The sequence below is a fragment of the Streptomyces sp. NPDC007971 genome (genome assembly GCF_042958635.1).
In the GTDB taxonomy this organism is placed as follows: domain Bacteria; phylum Actinomycetota; class Actinomycetes; order Streptomycetales; family Streptomycetaceae; genus Streptomyces.
In genome coordinates this window covers 359956-375154 of record NZ_JBIBJK010000003.1, presented here as the reverse complement: position 1 = coordinate 375154, position 15199 = coordinate 359956, and the positions used below count along the sequence as shown (strand labels likewise).

Here is a 15199-nt window from a genome sequence, read left to right as displayed (position 1 = left end):
TGGCTCGGGATCTTCCGCCGCCCGGCCCTGCCCAGGAAGGAACACCCATGCCCGCCATGGACATCACGCCACCGGAGGCGGCCCGCTGGGCCGCCCGTGCCGGACTCCCCCTGCCCGCCGACCGTCACACGGCGGTCGCAGCGACCGCCCACCACATCCAATCCGTCGTCGCGGTCCTGCGGGAGCTGGACTTCGGGGACACGGCGCCCGCCGGCGCCTACCGTGCGGGAGAGGGGAAGCACGATGCAGCCGTATGAGCTGTCCGTCGCCGCCGCCGCGGACGCGATCCGGGCCCGGCGGCTGTCCCCCGTCGAGCTGGTCGACTCGGTACTCGGCCGCATCGAGCAGGTCGAGCCGGACCTCGGCGCCTATGTCACGGTCACCGCGGAGCAGGCACGCCGGGCGGCCCGCAAGGCCGAGCACGATGTGGCACACGGCCGCCACCGGGGACCCCTGCACGGCGTCCCGATGGGCCTGAAGGACCTGATCGACGTCGCCGGCGTGGGCACCACGGCAAGCTCCCGGGTCCGCGCCGACCACCGCGCCGAGGCCGACAGCACGGTCGCCGCGCGCCTGACGGAGGCCGGCGCGATCCTGGTCGGCAAGACGCACACCCACGAGTTCGCCTACGGACTGACCACCCCGCAGACCAGCAACGCCTGGGACCGCAGCCGGGTCGCCGGCGGCTCCAGCGGCGGGTCCGCCGTCGCCGTCGCCTCGGGTACGGCGACCTTCGCCCTGGGCACCGACACGGGCGGATCGATCAGGGTGCCCGCCGCGCTCAACGGGGTCGTCGGGCTCAAGCCGACCTACGGCCTCGTCCCCCGCCACGGCGTCACGTCCCTGTCCTGGTCGCTGGACCACGTCGGTCCGATCACCCGCACCGTCGAGGACGCGGGCCTGGTCCTGACCGCCCTGGCCGGGCACGACCCGCGCGATGCGGCCTCGGTGGCCGCCCCCGCGGCGGACTACCGGCCGGGCGCGGGCACGGACCTGACGGGGCTGCGGATCGGCCTGCCCCGCACCCACTATTTCGACCACGTCGACGCGGAGGTGGAGGCCGCCGTCCGGCACGCCGTGGGGCAACTGGAGACTCTCGGCGCACGGCTCGTCGAGGTCGACATCCCGATGACCCGCTACCTCCAGGCGACCCAGTGGGGGCTGATGGTCCCCGAGGCCACGGCCTACCACGAAGGCACCCTGCGGACGGTCCCCGAGCTGTACGGGACGGACGTCCGCATCCTCCTGGAGGCCGGCGAGCTGATGACCGCCGGGGACTACCTGCGCGCCCAGCGGTCCCGGACGCTGATGCGGCGGGAATGGGCCCGCATGATGGAGGAGGCCGACGTGATCGCCGCCCCGACGGTCCCGGCGACCGCGGTGGGGGCCGGCGAGCAGACGATCACCTGGGCCGACGGCACGCCCGAGAGCGTCTCCGACGCCTATGTGCGCCTTTCCGCCCCCGCCAACATCACCGGGGTGCCCGCCCTGTCCCTCCCGGTCGGGCACGACGGAGCGGGCCTGCCGATCGGCATGCAACTGCTCGGCCGGCCCTTCGGGGAACGCGCACTCCTGCGGGTCGGCCACGCCTACGAACAGACACAGCCTGCCCGAGCGCTCGCGCCGGCGGTCTGAGAACGGCATGCGGCCCGGGGGGATCAGCGCACTGCAGCACGGGCCCCTAAACGCAATGATTGTGCTTTAAGGTGGTTTCATGAGCCGCAGACAGATGGCGCGTCCCGGCGGGCGCAGCGCCCGGGTCCAGGAATCGGTGCACAGCGCCGTCCGCGCACTCCTGTCGGAGGTGGGGCGCGACGCGCTGACGGTGCCGCTGGTGGCCCAGCGCGCAGGAGTCACCCCGTCGACGGTCTACCGCCGATGGGGCGACCTGCAGGAGTTGCTGTCCGACGTCGCGGTGGAGCACCTTCGGCCCGACACGTCACCCGAGGACCACGGCAGCCTGCGGTCCGACCTGACGGCCTGGGCCGAACAGTTCCTCGACGAGATGTCGTCACCCTCCGGCCGCGCCTACATCCGCGACGCCCTGCTCGGGGACCCGGACGGCAGCAACGCCGGAAGGTGCTCGGCCTACGCGGCCGAACAGATCGACGTCATCCTCGCCCGGGCGACCGGCCGCAGGGAGAACGTCCCCGGCGTCGAGACGGTCATGGACCGCGTCGTCGCCCCCTTCATGTACCGCATCCTCTTCCGCCCCGACGGGCTCGACCCCGTGTACGCGCAGCGGCTCGTCGACGAACTCCTCGGGGCGGCCGAGGAGGCCGGCCGGTGACGTGCCGGCCGGCCCGCACGGGCCTGCGCGGTCCTGGCGTTCCGCACCGCGGCATGCATCGACGTATCCCGAAACGTCGGCCGCGACCTATACTCCGGACGCATGACGGACATCGCCCCCTCCCCGGATCCTGACCTGGTCAGCGCGTTGCGGGCGCTGTCCAACCCGATGCGGCTGCAGATGCTGCAGTGGCTGCGCGAGCCCGAGCGGCACTTCCCCATGGAGACGGCGATCGCCGATCCGGCGGAGGTGGGTGTGTGCGTGAGCCACATCCAGGCGAAGGCGGGGCTGGCCCAGTCCACCGTGTCGGCCTACATGGCCGAACTGCAGCGCGCCGGCCTGGTGCGCGCGACCCGCGTGGGCAAGTGGACCCACTACCAGCGCGACGAGCAGCGCATCGCCGGCCTCGTCACGACACTCGGCCAGACGCTCTAGCCGACCGCCCCGCCGGACGCCGCCGAGCCACGTCGAGCCGCCGCGCCCGACACTCGCGAGCCACGTCGAGCCGCACCGCCCCACGCCCACGAGCCGAACCAACCGCACCGCCCGACGCGCCGGCCGCGTCCAGCCACGCCGAAGCCGCCCCCGGGTCACTCCTTGCACTCATATCGAGATTCTGCGATATTTCGATCGAGCGATGCGATTGCATCCACCTCCGATCCGGCGACGGTCGGTCCTCGGCCCCGCTTCGATCGAACAGGGAATCCAGTGAAGGAGCGCACGATGACCGGCGGGAAGCATCCGGACCTCGGCACGTTCGGGATCTACACCTTCGACTTCGAGCACCAACCGGCCGCGGCGATCAGGGACTCGGTCCAGGAACTGGAGGAGCTGGGCTGGCCGGCGCTGTGGATCCCCGAGCTGCTCGGGCGGGACGCGTTCAGCCACGCCGGCTATCTGCTCGCCGCCACCGAGCGGATGAGCGTGGTCAACGGCATCGCACGCATCTGGTCACGCGAGGCGCGCTGGACCCACGGTGCCGCCCTGCTGCTCGCGGACGCCTACCCGGGCCGGCACGTGCTCGGCCTCGGCTTCGGCGGTCAGCCGCGCCCGGGGGTCAAGCCGCTCGCCGCCATGTCCGCGTACCTGGACGAGCTGGACGCGGCGGACACGCCCAACCCCCGTCCCCGGATCCCGGTCCGGTGCCTGCTGGCCGCCTACGGCCCCCGGATGCTGGAGCTGGCCCGCGAGCGCGCCGACGGGGCCCAGACCTATCACGTGAACGTGGCCCACACCGCCCAGGCACGGCAGATCCTCGGGCCCGACGCCTTTCTGGCCGTCGAGCACGCGGTGCTCCTCGAGACCGATCCCGGCCGGGCCCGTTCCCTCGCCCGCGAGCATCTGCACGGTTACCTCGGTACCCCGTACAACCTGGCCAAGTTCCGCAGGCTCGGCTACACGGAGGAGGACCTCCTGGGCGGTGGCAGCGACCGGCTGGTGGACGACCTGGTGTTCTGGGGCGACCTGGAGACCGTCGTACGGAAGCTGCGGGGCCACGCCGAGGCGGGCGCCGATCATGTGGCGGTGCAGGTGATCGGTGTCGAGCCCGGCACCTCGGCGCTGCCGCAGTGGCGCCGGCTCGCCGCCGCCCTGCTGCCCGGCGCGGCCGGCGTCAGCCGCTGAACCGCTCGCGCAGCTCCCGCTTGAGGATCTTCCCGCTGGCGTTGCGCGGCAGCGCGTCCACGAAGAGCACGCGCTTGGGCGCCTTGAAGGGCGTGAGCTTGTCGCGCACATGGGTGACGAGCTGTTCCCCCGTCACCTCGCCGCGCCTGACGACGACCGCCGTGACGGCCTCGATCCACCGCTCGTCGGGCAGGCCGATCACGGCGGCCTCGGCGACGGCCTCATGGGTGTAGAGCGCGTCCTCCACCTGGCGGGAGGCCACCAGCACGCCACCGGAGTTGATGACGTCCTTCACCCGGTCGACGATGGTGAAGTAGCCGTCCGCGTCCCGCACGGCCAGGTCGCCCGAGTGGAACCAGCCGTCACGGAAGGCCTCCTCGGTCTCCTCGGGCTTGTTCCAGTAGCCCTCGCACAACTGCGGTGAGCGGTAGACGATTTCACCGGTCGTGCCGTCGGGCACGTCCTCGCCTTTGTCGTCGACCACCCGGGCGTCCACGAACAGGACGGTCCGGCCGCAGGAGTCCAGCCGGCCCTCGTGCTCGTCGGGCCCCAGCACCGTGGCCAGGGGGCCGATCTCGCTCTGCCCGAAGCAGTTGAAGAAGGCCAGTTCGGGCAGGCGTTCACGCAGGCGACGCAGCACCGGCACAGGCATGATCGAGGCGCCGTAGTAGGCCTTGCGCAGACCGCTCAGGTCCCGCGTGGCGAAGTCGGGCCGGTTCGCCAGGCCGATCCACACGGTGGGCGGTGCGAACAGGCTGTCCACGCGGCCCGCTTCGACGAGGTCGAACAGGCGGTCCCCGTCGGGGGCGTCCAGGATGATGCTGGTCGCGCCGACGGCGAGGTAGGGCAGCAGGAACACGTGCAGCTGCGCCGAGTGGTACAGCGGCAGCGCGTGCACGGGCCGGTCGCCGGCGCTCAGGTCGAGAGCCGTGATCGCGCTCAGGTACTCGTGCACCAACGCCCGGTGGGACATCATCGCGCCCTTGGGCAGGGCGGTGGTACCGGAGGTGTACAGCAGTTGCACCAGGTCCTCGGTGCGCGCCTCGGGCGCGTCGCAGGGCGGCGCCCCGGCCAGCCGGGCCAGGAAGGAGTCGTCGGTGTCCCGCAGCGGGAGCACCCGTACCTGCTCCGGCAGCCGGCCGGCGAGGTCCGGGTCGGCGAGGACCACCGTGCTGCCCGACTGGCCGACGATGTACGCCAGGTCGTCGCCGGTCAGGTTCTGGTTGACCGGCACGTGGACCAGCCCCGCGCGGGCGCAGGCGAGGAAGGCGATCAGGTAGGCGTCGGAGTTGTGCCCGTAGGTGCCGACCCGGTCACCCGGGGCGAGCCCCTCGGCAAGGAGGAGGCCCGCCGCGCGGGAGACGGCGTCGTCGAGTTCCTGGTACGTCCAGCTGCGCTCGCGGTACTCCACCGCGACCCGTGCCGGGGTGCGCCTGGCGCTGCGCCGCAGCACCCCGTCGACCGTGCTGCCGTGTCCCTGCGTCATGAAAGCCGATCCTCGGCCCACCGGCAGGCGCAGGTCAAGCACCGTCACACCAGCCGGGTGCGGCCCTCCCAGTACGGATCCCGCAGCCGCCGCTTGTACAGCTTGCCGTTGGGGTCACGGGGCATCTCGGCGATGAAGTCGACGCTCTTGGGCCGCTTGTACCCGGCGAGCCGCTGCGCACAGTGGTCGAGCAGCGCCGTGGCGAGGTCGGGCCCCGGCTCGTGCCCGGGGGCCGCTTCCACGACGGCCTTGACCTCCTCGCCCCAGTCGTCGTGCGGAATGCCGAAGGCGGCGGCGTCGGCGACGGCGGGGTGGGCGAGCAGGGCCGACTCGATCTCGGCGGGGTAGATGTTGACCCCGCCGGAGATGATCATGTCGATCTTGCGGTCACGGAGGAAGAGGTAGCCGTCCTCGTCGAGGTAGCCGAGGTCGCCGACGGTGAAGAAGTCGCCGATGCGGTTCTTGCGGGTCTTCGCCTCGTCCTTGTGGTAGGAGAATCCGCCGGTGCTCATCTTCATGTAGACGGTGCCGAGCCGGCCCGGCGGGAGGCGGTTGCCGTCGTCGTCGAAGACCGCGAGTTCGCTGATGGGCCAGGGCTTGCCGACCGTGCCGGGCTTCTTCAGCCAGTCCTCGGCGGTGGCGAAGGCTCCGCCGCCCTCGCTCGCCGCGTAGTACTCCTCCACGCAGTGCCCCCACCAGTCGATCATGGCTCGCTTCACATGGTCGGGGCAGGGGGCGGCGCCGTGGATGGCGTGCTGCATGGACGAGACGTCGTACCGGTCCTTCACCTCGTCCGCAACGGCCAGCAGGCGGTGGAACTGGGTCGGGACCATATGGGTGTGGGTGCACCCGTGGGTGTCGATGAGACGGAGCATCTCCTCGGGGGTCCACTTGTCCATGAGCACCAGACGATGGCCGATGTGCAGGGACGCACCCGCGAACTGGAGGACGGCCGTGTGGTAGAGCGGCGAGCAGACGAGATGGACGTTGCCCTCGAACGGCCTGATGCCGAAGATGCCGAGGAAGCCGCCGAGGTAGGACTCCTCGGGAGGCTTGCCGGGCAGCGGGCGGCGGATGCCGCGCGGGCGTCCGGTCGTGCCGGAGGTGTAGTTCATGACCCAGCCGAGCGTGCGGTCGGCGGGCGCGGATGCGGGCTGTCCGTCGAGGAGTTCGGGGTACGGCCTGAAGCCCGGGACCGTGCCGACCGCGTAGCGGTGGGTGGCCGGCAGACCGGCCTCGTCGGCGGCCTCGCGGGCCGGCGCGGCGAAGCGCTCGTGGGCGATGAGCACCTTGGCGCCGGAGTCGGCGACGATCCAGGCGATCTCGGGGCCGACCAGGTGGTGGTTGACGGGGACGAGATAGAACCCGGCCTGGCTCGCGGCCAGGTAGGCGGTGAAGAACTCGACGCCGTTGGGCAGGACGACCGCGAAGGCGTCGCCCCGCTCCAGGCCCGCCGCGCGCAGCCCGTGGACGAGCCGGTTGGCTGCGGCGTGCAGGCGTCCGGCGGTCCACTGCTCGCCGTCGGGGGCGATCAGGACGGTACGGTCGGGATCCTGGGCGGCCTGGGCCCAGAATCCGGCGGGGGGTGTGCTCACGACTGGCCGCTCCTTCCGGCGATGCGGTTGATGCGGTCGACGGCCTGCTCGAAGCCGCGGGTGAGGTCGTCGAAGACGGCCTGGACACTGCGTACGCCGGTCATCCGGCCGACGATCTGACCGACGGGGGTGCCGAGCAGCGGCTCGACCTCGTACTTCTGGATGCGGGAGACCGCCTCGGCGACCAGCAGGCCCTGCAACGGCATGGGCAGCGTGCCGGGCCCGGCGGGGTCGTCCCAGGCGTCGGTCCACTCGGTGCGGAGCTGGCGGGCGGGCTTTCCGGTCAGGGCGCGGGAGCGGACGGTGTCCCCGGACCCGGCGGCGAGGAGTTTGCGGGTCAGGGCGGGCGAGTGGAGATCGGCTTCGGTCGTGGTCAGCCACAGGGAGCCCAGCCATGCACCCTGGGCGCCGAGGGCGAGGGCGGCCGCCACCTGCCGGCCGCTGCCGATGCCTCCGGCCGCCAGCACGGGCAGCGGGTCGACCGCCTCGACGACCTCCGGGGTCAGCACCATGGAGGCGATCTCCCCGGTGTGGCCACCGGCTTCGTAGCCCTGCGCCACGACGATGTCGATGCCGGCCTCCTGGTGCTTGCGGGCGTGCCGGGCGCTGCCGGCGAGCGCGGCGACCAGGACGCCCCGGTCGTGGGCGCGGGCGACGACGTCGGGGGGCGGGGAGCCGAGGGCGTTGGCGAGCAGCCGGATCGGGTAGTCGAAGGCGACGTCGAGCTGGCTGCGGGCGACCTGTTCCATCCACCCGGTGATGCGCCACCCGGAGGCCTCGCCCTCGGCCAGTTCCGGTACCCCGTGCTGGGCAAGGGTGTCGCGCACGAACTGCCGGTGCCCCGGCGGGATCATCGCCTCGACGTCCGCCTCGGAGACACCCTCCACCTTCTTCGCGGGCATCACCACGTCGAGCCCGTAGGGGCGGCCGCCGACGTGTGCCTCGATCCAGTCGAGGTCCCGTTTGAGGTCGTCGGGGGCGGTGTAGCGGACCGCGCCGAGCACGCCGAAGCCGCCGGCCCGGCTGATGGCCGCGGCGACGGCGGGGAACGGCGTGAAGCCGAAGACGGCGTGCTCGATTCCCAGTTTCCTGCTCAGCTCCGTCTGCATGGGCGCAGGATGCCGCAGTCGCCCGGACGACGGAAGACCTTTTCTGATGCTCCGTCAGATCCATGTTCCCGGACGGCCCGCACGCCTCATTGACACATGCCGCGGCCGACAGGACAGTTTCACGATGACCGATGAGGTGGTTCCAGGACTCACCCGCCGTCAGCTGGGCGCCCTGACCGTGGCCGGCGCCCTCGCCCTCGCTCCGCTGCCCGCGGGTCCGGCCGAAGCCGCGCCCGCCTCCGGCGGCCGCGGTCCCACCCTGCGCCACGGCTCGCCCGAACGCGCCGGACTCGTCGCGGCCCATCTGCGCGGGCTCGTCACCGATGCCGAGGCGTTCCTCGGTCCCTCCCCCACGCACCCCTGGTACGCGGGGGCCGTCCTGCTCGCCGGGCGCGGCGGCACCGTCGCGCTGCACCGGCCGATCGGCACGGCGGTGCGCTATGCGGGATACGACGAGAGGACCGACACCGGCATCGAGTTCCCGCCCGCCCGGCAGATCACGATGGCCCAGGACACCGTCTTCGACCTCGCCTCCCTCTCCAAGCTCTTCACCTCGCTGCTCGCCGTGCAGCAGCTGGAGCGGGGCGCGCTGGAGCTGGAGGCGGCCGTCGCCTCGTACGTCCCGGAGTTCGGCCGGGCCGGCAAGGAGCGGATCACGGTCCGTCAGCTCCTCACCCACACCTCGGGGTTCCGCGCCTGGCTCCCCCTCTACAACGCGCCGACGCACGAGGAGATGCTCCGCCTCATCTGGAACGAGGCCCCGCTCAGCCCGCCCGGGACGGCCTACCTCTACTCGGACCTCAATCTGATCTCCCTCCAGCTCGTCCTGGAGAAGATCACCGGCCGCCCGCTCGACGTCCTGCTCCGTGAGGACATCACCGCCCCGCTCGGCCTGACGCGCACCCGGTACAACCCGCCCGCGTCCTGGAAGCCGAAGATCGCCGCGACGGAGGACGCCCGCCCGCCCTGGTCGGGGCTGGACCGGGGGCTCGTCTGGGGCGAGGTGCACGACGAGAACGCCTTCGCCCTCGGCGGGGTCGCGGGTCACGCGGGGGTGTTCTCGTGCGCCTGGGACCTCGCCGTCCTCGGCCGCACGCTGCTCAACCGGGGTACGTACGGCCGTGCCCGCATCCTGCGGCCGGAGTCGGTGGACCTGATGTTCACGAACCTCAACACCGCCTTCCCCGGCCACGACCACGGGCTCGGCTTCGAGCTCTACCAGCACTGGTACATGGGCGCGATGGCAACCCCGCGCACCGCGGGTCACACCGGCTTCACCGGTACCTCTCTCGTGCTGGACCCGACGACGGACTCCTTCCTCGTCGTGCTGGGCAACTCCGTTCATCCGGTGCGCACCTGGCGGTCCGGGTCCGCGCCCCGGGTCGCCGCGGGCACCCGCCTGGCCCGCGCCGTTCCGGTGCGCCCGGCGCTCGGCCGTACCGCCTGGTTCTCCGGAACGGCCGACGCCACCGCCGCGACCCTCGCCCTGCCCGCGGTCGACACGTCGCCCGGTGCCGCCCGGCTGCGCTGTGCGCTGTGGTGGGACACCGAGCCCGGCTCGGACCTCCTCGTCCTGGAGGCCACCACGGACGACGGCACCACCTGGCAGCCGGTGCCGTTCACGACCGAGCGCCGCGGCGAGGAGCCGCAGGAGCACCCCTCGGGTTCGGTGACCGGCTGGTCCGGCCGCGTCTGGCACCGACTGACCGCCGGACTGCCCGCCGCCCGGCGGCTGACCGTGCGCTGGCGGTACAGCACGGACCGGCTGTACGTCGGCCGTGGCGCCTACGTCGACGCCTCGCGCATCGAGGCGGGCGGCGAGACCGTCTTCGACGAGGCGCGACCGGCGGACGCGGCACGGATCGAGGCGGTGGGGTGGAGGATCTCGGCCGACTGAAGTCCGCCGCCCTGGCCCACGGTGGACCGCCGCCTCGGCGGCCGAGGTCCGCCGCCTGCGTCGCCCCCCGCCCGCTATGCCTCCAGCACCGCCATCGCCGCGTTGTGCCCCGGCACCCCGCTCACCCCTCCGCCGCGCACCGCGCCCGCGCCGCACAGCAGGACGTTCCCGTGCCGGGTCTCCACGCCCCAGCGCCCGGTGCCTTCCTGGGCGTACGGCCAGGACAGCTCCCGGTGGAAGATGTTCCCGCCCGGCAGCCTGAGGTCGCGTTCGAGGTCCAGCGGGGTCTTCGCCTCGATGCAGGGGCGGCCGTCGGCATCCGTGGCCAGACAGTCCGTGAGGGGTTCGGCGAGATGGGCGTCGAGCTGGGCGAGGGTGGACTTCAGCAGTTCCTCACGGACGGCGTCGTTGTCCCGGTCGAAGAGCCGCGCGGGGGTGTGCAGGCCGAAGAGGGTGAGCGTCTGGAAGCCCTGCGCCACCAGGTCCGGGCCGAGAATCGTCGGGTCGGTGAGCGAGTGGCAGTAGATCTCGGAGGGCGGGGCGGCGGGCAGCTCACCGGCGGAGGCCTGGGCGTGGGCGACGGCCAGTTGCTCGTAGCCCTCGGCGATGTGGAAGGTGCCGGCGAACGCCTCGCGCGGGTCGACGGAGGCGTCCCGCAGCCTCGGCAACCGCTTCAGCAGCATGTTCACCTTGAGCTGGGCGCCCTCGGCGGGCGTCGGGGGTTCCTCTCCGGTCAGCGCGGCCAGCGCCTGCGGGGAGGCGCCCACCAGGACGTGCCGGGCGGTGGCGACGCCCTCGCCGTCGGGCGTCCGGTAGGTCACTTCCGCGGTGCGCCCGTCCGTCTCGATCCGGTCGGCCTCATGGCCGGTGGCGATCACCGCGCCCGCCTCACGGGCCGCGGCGGCCAGGGCGTCGGTGAGGGCGCCCATGCCCCCGACCGGCACGTCCCAGGCTCCCGTTCCGCCGCCGATCACGTGGTAGAGGAAGCAGCGGTTCTGCCGCAGGGAGGGGTCGTGGGCGTCGGCGAAGGTGCCGATGAGCGCGTCGGTGAGGACCACGCCCCGCACCAGGTCGTCGCTGAAGTTCTCCTCGATCGCGACGCCGATCGGCTGCTCGAACAGGGTGCGCCAGGCCTCCTCGTCGTCGATGCGGCGGCGCAGCTCGTCACGGGTGGGCAGCGGTTCGGTGAGGGTCGGGAAGACCCGCCGGGCGACCTCGCCGGTCATGGCGTACAGGCGCTGCCAGGCCTCGTACTCGCGCTCGCCGCCGGTCAGCCGGGCGAAGGCCTCACGGGTGCGCTGTTCGCCGCCGCCGACCAGAAGTCCGGTGGGGCGGCCGCCGCGGTCCACGGGGGTGTACGAGGAGATGGTGCGGCTGCGGACGCTGAATTCCAGCCCGAGATCGCGCACGATCTTCTGCGGGAGCAGGCTGACCAGGTACGAGTAGCGCGACAGCCGGGCCTCCACGCCGGCGAACGGGCGGGTGGAAACGGCCGCGCCGCCGGTGTGGTCGAGCCGTTCCAGCACCAGCACGGACCGGCCGGCCCGGGCCAGATAGGCGGCGGCGACCAGGCCGTTGTGCCCTCCGCCGACGATGACGGCGTCGTATGTCCGGGATCCCTCGAGTGCGGTCATGGTTCTTGGTAACACGGGATGATCTAGGTCGGCCAGAGGACGGACGGCTGCGAGTACGGCGCGGCGAGCGCTCCCGCGGTGAGCGGGCCCGGCTCCGCCGGGGCGTCGGAGCCGGGTCCGTCCGGGCTCCATGCCGCCGAGCCGGTGCCGGTGCCGCCGACGGGGCGGCCGGTCCGGGGCGGGGCTCGTCTCAGCGGCCCCCCGCCGCCAGCTGCTGCCGCAGGACCGCCACCCTGCGGTAGAGCTCGACCGCCTCCGCGCCGCGACCGAGCTGTTCCAGGCAGTGGGCCTCGTCGTTGCGGCTGGCGAGGGTGTCGGGGTGGTCGGCGCCGAAGACGCGCTCGCGTGCCGTGGCCACCCGCCGGTAGGCGCTGAGCGCGTCCGCCCAGCGGCCCAGCCAGCCCAGGGCGACGGCGACCTCCCGGCGGCTGACCAGCGTGTCCGGGTGGTCGGCGCCGAGGACGCGCTCACGCTGTGCGCACACGTCGCGGGCCTCGGCGAGTGCCTCCTCCCAGCGGCCGAGCCGGCCGAGGTTGACACCGAGGCCGTGGCGGGCGCGCAGCGTCTCGGGGTGGGTGGCACCGTGCACGCGGGTACGGTCCTCGATCAGGCCGCGGTACAGCAGGAGGGCGTCCGCGCTGCGGCCGAGGCGGCCCAGGCTGATGCCGGCCTCGTAGCGGGCGGCGAGTGTGTCCGGGTGGTCGGGGCCGAGGGTTCTGGCGCGCGCCTCGGCGACCTCGCGGTAGGTGTGCAGCGCCTCGCCCCAGCGGCCCAACTGGCCCAGGGCGTAGGCGACTTCGTAGCGGGTGACCAGGGTGTCGGGGTGCTCGGGCCCGAGCACCCGGGCGCGGGCGGCCGCCACGTCGTGGGCCATGCGGAACGAGTCGTCGAGCCGGCCGAGCCGGCTGAGGTTGAAGGCGAGGTTGTGGCGGCAGCGCAGGGTGTCCGGGTGATCCGGGCCGAAGACGCGCATCCGGGCGTCCAGCACCGAGGTGTAGCTCTGGTGCGCCTCGAAGTGACGGCCCAGTTGCCCCATGACGTAGGCCGTTTCCTGGCGGGCGGCGAGGGTGTCGGGGTGGTCGGGCCCGAGGACGCGTTCCCGGGCCGCGGCGACGTCCGCGTAGGCGCGCAGTGCGTCGGCGGCGCGGCCGGTGCGGCTGAGGGTGAAGGCGACCTCGTAGCGGCTGGCGAGGGTGTCGGGGTGGTCGGGGCCGAGCAGCGCGGCCCGCTCGGCGGCGACGGCCCGGTGGACCTCGCCCGCCTGGCCCCACCGGCCGCGCCGGGCGAGTCCGAGGCCCTGCTGGTGCCGTGCGGTCAGGGCGGCGGCTGCCTCGGACGACGGCCGGGGCAGCAGCGCGACCGCGGCGGCCGGGCCTGCGGTCCATGCGCCGGTCAGGGCGGCCCCGGCGTCCGGCGCGGCGGTGTACAGTCCGGCGCCGACCGCCTTGTGACCGGTGGTCATCCCCCGGGTCCAGGGCGGCAGGAGCCCCTCGCGGTGATCCGCCTCGGCGGGGCGCGGCCCGGGCGCCACGATCGTCGGCACATACCCGGACGCCCTTCGCTCCCCGGCCAGGCGGCGGCCCAGCTCGTGTGCGTCGCAGGGCCGCTCCTCGGGGTGTTTGGCCAGCAGGTCGAGGACGATGCGCTCGAAGCGGGCGGGCAGTTCGGGACGGTGCAGGCGCGGCGGACGCGGCGGGGTGTCGCGGTGTCCGATGAGGATCGCCCAGGCGTCGTCCAGGTCGAACGGCGGTACCCCGGTGGCGATCTCGTACAGGACACAGCCCAGTGAGTACAGGTCGCTGCGGTGGTCGACCCCGGATCCGCCGATCTGCTCCGGGGACATGTAGTGCGGGGTGCCCATCGCGACGCCGGTGCCGGTCAGCCGGGAGGTGAAGCCGATGCCGTGGCCGAGGCGGGCTATGCCGAAGTCGCAGATCTTCGCCGTGCCGTCGGCGAGCCGCACGATGTTGGCCGGCTTCAGGTCGCGGTGCACTATGCCCTGCTGGTGGGTGTAGGCGAGGGCGGAGGCGACCTGCTCGGCGATGTCGATCACGTCGTCCACGGGCAGCGGGTGCCCCTTGTTGTCCTCCAGGAGCCGGCTCAGGTCACGGCCCTCCAGCAGTTCCATGACCAGGTAGAGGACGCCGTCGTCCTCGCCGAAGTCGTGGACCACGGTGACGCCGCGGTGCGAGAGGGCGGCGGCCACTCTGGCCTCCCGCCGGAACCGTTCCTGCACGATCCGGTCGAAGGACGGGTCGTGGTGTGGGCCGAGCGGCTTGAGGCACTTGACCGCGACCTGCCGGCCGAGTGACTCGTCGCGGGCCCGCCACACCTCGCCCATTCCGCCCCGCCCGATCAGATCGAGCAGCCGGTACCGGCCCTGAATCAGCCTGTTCTCCCCCATCGCGCGCCGTCGCCCCCGTCGCCGTCCGCCCCGCCCCCTGGGGGACCCGGTCCCGGCGCCGTGGCCGCGCAGAACGCGGTCCGATCCGTGACACACCCCCCTGCTCGTCCAGTATGGCGGCCTATCGCCCCACTTTGTACGGTGCCGGTCGCGCACTCGGGCCGAGCCTCGCCATGGCCCGCAGGATGTGTTTGGGCGGCAGCTGCCAGCGCAGACGTGCAGGAATACGGCGCAACAGGGCGCCCGTCACCCGCAGCCGCCGGGTGACGACGGCGGGTGCGGGGGCCGGTCTGCCGTACAGCTCGTGGGCGTATGGAGGCAGAGAGGCGTACGCCAGCTGTGCCACGCGCCGCCAGAGCACCTCGCGCGCCGGTACAAGGAGGGGGTGCGTCGGCGGGCGGAGGAGGAAGTCGTCCACCTCGCGTGCCTCGGGCCCCGCGGCCAGCTCCGGCCGCACCTTCTCGAAGTAGGCGGCCATCTCGGCCAGAGCGGCCGGTACGGCGCCGGGGTCGAGGCCCACCAGGCGGGCGCTGACGCGGTGTTCGGCGAGGTAGCAGTCGGCCTGGGCGTCGGTGAGGGGGAATCCGGAGCGGCGCAGGACGTGCAGGTAGGAGTCGATCTCGGCGCAGTGCACCCACAGCAGCAGTTCGGGTTCGCCTATGCCGTAGCGCTCGCCGGTGGCGGGGTCGGTCGCCGTCAGCATGCGGTGGATCTTCCGCACCCGGGCGCCCGCCCGCTCGGCGGCTTCGGCGGTGCCGTACGTCGTGGTGCCGACGAAGTTCGCGGTGCGCATCAGCCGACCCCAGGCGTCGCGGCGGAAGTCGGAGTTCTGCAGGACGCCACGGACCGCACGCGGGTGCAGCGCCTGGAGGTACAGCGCGCGGACGCCGGCGATCCACATCATGGGGTCGCCGTGCATCTGCCAGGTCACCGAGGAGGGGCCGAAGAGGCCCGGGTCGCCCGTGTCAGTGCGGTCCACACCGGCAGTGTGTGCAGGCCCCGCGGCCGGCAGCAAGGCCCGCGCGCAGACCGCGGGCCGACCGATGTGCGTTCTCGCCACACGGAGGGACCGCGCGAAACGGTCACACCCCGGGTGCCGGCCGCCTACCGCCCACTACCCCCGCCGCCCGCCGCCTGCCGCCCGCCGTCTGCCGCCTGCCG

General features: G+C 73.2%; 12 protein-coding genes. 6 read left to right on the top strand and 6 right to left on the bottom strand.

Annotated elements, in window-relative coordinates; translation table 11 throughout:
- The first annotated feature begins 47 nt into the window (after positions 1-47).
- The 5 genes from ACFZCP_RS08535 to ACFZCP_RS08515 all read left to right on the top strand — a co-directional run bounded on the left by ACFZCP_RS08535 (position 48) and on the right by ACFZCP_RS08515 (position 3913).
- Positions 48-257 carry a hypothetical protein gene (locus ACFZCP_RS08535; protein ID WP_391425270.1) on the top strand — a complete coding sequence of 70 codons (210 nt, stop codon included), beginning with the start codon at positions 48-50 and terminating at the stop codon, positions 255-257.
- Positions 244-1635: an amidase family protein gene (locus ACFZCP_RS08530; RefSeq protein ID WP_391425268.1), complete on the top strand. Its 1392-nt coding sequence runs from the start codon at positions 244-246 to the stop codon at positions 1633-1635. Before ACFZCP_RS08535 ends, ACFZCP_RS08530 begins: the two co-directional genes overlap by 14 nt.
- Positions 1636-1714: 79 nt before the next feature.
- Entirely contained in the window at positions 1715-2290 is a 576-nt protein-coding gene (locus ACFZCP_RS08525) for a TetR/AcrR family transcriptional regulator C-terminal ligand-binding domain-containing protein (RefSeq protein WP_391425266.1), read from the top strand.
- A 102-nt stretch (positions 2291-2392) separates the two neighbouring features.
- Positions 2393-2725: an ArsR/SmtB family transcription factor gene (locus tag ACFZCP_RS08520; protein ID WP_391425264.1), complete on the top strand. Its 333-nt coding sequence runs from the start codon at positions 2393-2395 to the stop codon at positions 2723-2725.
- A gap of 288 nt (positions 2726-3013) precedes the next feature.
- A complete protein-coding gene (locus ACFZCP_RS08515) occupies positions 3014-3913 on the top strand; it encodes a TIGR03620 family F420-dependent LLM class oxidoreductase (RefSeq protein ID WP_391425263.1) in 900 nt (299 codons plus the stop codon).
- On the opposite strand, the gene ACFZCP_RS08510 is transcribed toward ACFZCP_RS08515, so the two are convergent.
- The 3 genes from ACFZCP_RS08510 to ACFZCP_RS08500 are packed head-to-tail and all read right to left on the bottom strand — an operon-like array spanning position 3903 to position 8103.
- Positions 3903-5399 carry a fatty acyl-CoA synthetase gene (locus ACFZCP_RS08510; protein ID WP_391425262.1) on the bottom strand — a complete coding sequence of 499 codons (1497 nt, stop codon included), beginning with the start codon at positions 5397-5399 and terminating at the stop codon, positions 3903-3905. The genes ACFZCP_RS08515 and ACFZCP_RS08510 overlap by 11 nt on opposite strands.
- A gap of 44 nt (positions 5400-5443) precedes the next feature.
- Positions 5444-6994 carry an AMP-binding protein gene (locus ACFZCP_RS08505; protein ID WP_391425260.1) on the bottom strand — a complete coding sequence of 517 codons (1551 nt, stop codon included), beginning with the start codon at positions 6992-6994 and terminating at the stop codon, positions 5444-5446.
- A complete protein-coding gene (locus ACFZCP_RS08500) occupies positions 6991-8103 on the bottom strand; it encodes a nitronate monooxygenase (protein WP_391425258.1) in 1113 nt (370 codons plus the stop codon). Before ACFZCP_RS08500 ends, ACFZCP_RS08505 begins: the two co-directional genes overlap by 4 nt.
- Positions 8104-8227: 124 nt before the next feature.
- On the opposite strand from ACFZCP_RS08500, the gene ACFZCP_RS08495 reads away from it, so the two are divergent.
- Positions 8228-10000, top strand: coding sequence for a serine hydrolase (locus ACFZCP_RS08495; protein ID WP_391425257.1), 1773 nt, complete (start codon positions 8228-8230; stop codon positions 9998-10000).
- Positions 10001-10074: 74 nt separating this feature from the next.
- On the opposite strand, the gene ACFZCP_RS08490 is transcribed toward ACFZCP_RS08495, so the two are convergent.
- The 3 genes from ACFZCP_RS08490 to ACFZCP_RS08480 all read right to left on the bottom strand — a co-directional run bounded on the left by ACFZCP_RS08490 (position 10075) and on the right by ACFZCP_RS08480 (position 14957).
- On the bottom strand, positions 10075-11634 hold the full coding sequence (locus ACFZCP_RS08490) for an NAD(P)/FAD-dependent oxidoreductase (RefSeq protein WP_362695587.1): 1560 nt from the start codon (positions 11632-11634) through the stop codon (positions 10075-10077).
- 190 nt (positions 11635-11824) lie between these two features.
- On the bottom strand, positions 11825-14038 hold the full coding sequence (locus ACFZCP_RS08485; RefSeq protein ID WP_391425254.1) for a tetratricopeptide repeat protein: 2214 nt from the start codon (positions 14036-14038) through the stop codon (positions 11825-11827).
- A 121-nt stretch (positions 14039-14159) separates the two neighbouring features.
- A complete protein-coding gene (locus ACFZCP_RS08480) occupies positions 14160-14957 on the bottom strand; it encodes an oxygenase MpaB family protein (RefSeq protein ID WP_391425516.1) in 798 nt (265 codons plus the stop codon).
- Positions 14958-15199 lie beyond the last annotated feature (242 nt).